This window comes from Variovorax sp. P4_D9 (genome assembly GCF_056401695.1).
This window is the reverse complement of sequence record NZ_JBFUIU010001027.1, coordinates 1-2,754: the sequence shown is the minus strand read 5'-3', so window position 1 is coordinate 2,754 and position 2,754 is coordinate 1. Positions and strand designations below refer to the sequence as shown.

1 protein-coding gene is annotated in these 2,754 nt (G+C 65.6%); it reads left to right on the top strand.

Translation table 11 applies throughout. The features are described 5' to 3' along the window. Positions 1 to 27: 27 nt before the first annotated feature. The coding region (locus tag AC1DY5_RS50345; protein WP_478121800.1) for a PAS domain-containing protein at positions 28 to 2,754 on the top strand (2,727 nt) is incomplete at its 3' end.

Sequence of the window (2,754 nt, the reverse complement as noted above, 5' to 3'; positions counted from 1 at the left end):
GACCTGCCGTTCATGGAGAACCCCGAGATGCACGCCGCCATGACGATCATGGTGCAGCTCGGCAGGGCGTCCTTCGTCAGCGACAAGCATCTCTTCGGCACGTTGGTCTGCCGATTGGTGAAGCTAACGCTTCTCCACGGCATCTCCGAGTCTTCCATCCACGGGTGTGGCGGCGTAGCCACCTTCCTCGGACCGGTGTTCCAACGTCATGCGGACGGCGTTCGTTTTGCGCGTGCCGCAGTCGACATCGCGGAAAAGGGTGGCTACCTTGCGTACCGACCGGGTGCCTACCTGGCGATGGAGATGGCCCTGCTCTGGACGCGGCCGGTTTCGGAGGCGTTGGCCTGCGCGGACATGGCGCTCGCGTACGCCAAGGAGGCCGGCGCCCTGCTCTTCGCCGGCATCAGCTTGGAGCACCGTCTCACAGACCTCATTTTCCGCGGCGATCCGCTGGACGAGGTCTGGAACGAGGCCGTCGCCAGCCTCTCGTTCTCCGAGAAGAACAACGTCAGGCATGCCGCTGAGCACATCGGGAGCATGATGGCCTTCGTCCGCGCACTGCGAGGACGACCGGACGAGGTTGCGGGGCTCGACGACGTCGAGCTGGACGCCAGGGTCACGAAGTGCCGCGTCCCACAAGTCGTCTGCTTCCATTGGGTCCTGCGAATGCAGCGGCTGTTGATGCTGGGCGACGCGGCCGGGTCGCTGGAGTTCGCTGCCAAGGCCGCTCCCATCCTGTGGGCGGCCCAATCCCAGGTTCAGTCCGTCGAGTTCCGCGTCTTTCAGTCGCTCGCGATGGCGGAGGTCTACGCCAACACGGACGCGGCGCGGCAAGCTTACTTCCGCAGGGCGATCCATGCGAACCTCGCCGTGCTGGCGCACCTGGCGAACAGTCACGCCCCGACCTTCTTCCACAAGCATGCGCTGGTCGCGGCCGAATGCGCTCGCATCGAGGGGCGCGACTTCGAAGCGCTGAACCTCTACGAAAAATCCATCAAGTCCGCGCTCGACAACGGATTCACGCCGGACGCCGCACTGGCCAGCGAACGGGCCGCGCGCTTCTGTCTCTCGCGCGGGTTGGAGAGTGCCGGCCGGGCCCACCTGCGCGAGGCGCGCGAAGGCTACCTGCGCTGGGGCGCTGGCGTCAAGGTCGCCCTGCTGGACGAGCAGTTCCCCGGTATCGATCGGCCCGTGATCCATGCCAGGCCCACGACCATCGAGGCTTCGGTCGAGCAATTGGACCTCGCGGCCATCGTCAAGGTATCGCAGACGCTGTCGAGCGAGATCGTGACCGGCAGGCTGATCGAGCGGTTGATGGTGATCGCCGTCGAGCACGCCGCCGCGGAACGAGGCCTGCTGATCCTGCAAAGGGGGGATGAGCGATGCCTGGAAGCACTGGCCTTTTCCTCCGGCGGCGGGATCACGGTGCGGCGGGTAGGCCGCGCCGTCACGCCGATGGATCTCCCCGTGACCGTCCTCGATCACGTGACGCGGCAAGGCCAATGCGTCATCCTGGACGATGCCAGCGTGCCGAACGCGTTCTCGCACGACGAATACGTCCGGCAGAAGGCGCCGCGCTCGGTGCTTTGCCTGCCCTTGAGGAGGCAGGGCGATCTCGTCGGGGTGCTCTACCTGGAAAACAATTTGGCTTCCCACGTCTTCACGCCGGCCCGCCAGACAGTGCTCGACTTGCTTTCGTCGCAGGCCGCCATCTCTCTTCAGAACGCCGAGTTGTACGCGAAGCTCGAACACGAGAATGACGAGCGCAGGCAGTCCGAAGCCGCCTTGCGCCGGTCCGAGGAGCGCTACGCGCTGGCGATCGATGCCGCGACGGACGGTCATGCGGACTGGATTGCCAACGAGGACATCTGCTATGCGTCTCCCCGACTCCTCGAGCAATGGGGGCTGTCTCCGGGACTGACCATCGCCACGTGGCAACAGATGCGGGATCTGTTTCCGCTCCACCCGGACGATCGCACGCGAGTGGTGACGTTGTTGGACAGGCACCGAAACAGCGACACGAAGCGGCTGGAGTTCGACGCCCGCGTGATCGTGCGTGGAGAGGTCCGCTGGATGCACTGCACCACCCTCTACCTCCGCGATGCGGCGGGCAAGTTGCTGCGGACGAGCGTGGCGACGGCGGACGTGACCGAGCGCATGAGGGCCGAGGAGGAGCTGCGGCGGTCCGAGGAGCGCTACGCGTTGGCCCTGGCGGGGTCGAACGAAGGCGTTTTCGACTGGGACCTACGCACCAATTTCATCTACGCGGCTGCGCGCACGCAGGAACTGCTCGACCTTCCCGTAGGAGACCCGTGGCGGACTCGTGAGGAGTGGAAGAGCCTCCTCACGTACCACCCCGGTGACTATGAACGCATGCAAGCGGCGCTGGAGGCGCACTTCGCAGGCCGGACGCCCAGGTACGACGAAGAGGTGCGAATCATCCTGGCCAGCGGCCGGATCCGTTGTTTCCGCCATCGCGGCACCGTGCTTCGCGATCCCAACGGCACGCCCTATCGGTTTGTCGGCTCCCTTGACGACATCACCGAGCACAAGCGCGAGCAGGAGGAGATGGCACGGCTCGAAAGCCGCCTGCGGCAGGCCGAGCGGTTCGAAGCAATGGGCACGCTCGCCGGGGGTATTGCGCACGACTTCAACAACATCCTGGGCGCGATCCTGGGGTTCGGCGAGCGGGCGTTGCACGCAGCGCGGGAAGGCAGCCGGATGCATCGCGATCTGAGCAATGTGGTGGTGGTG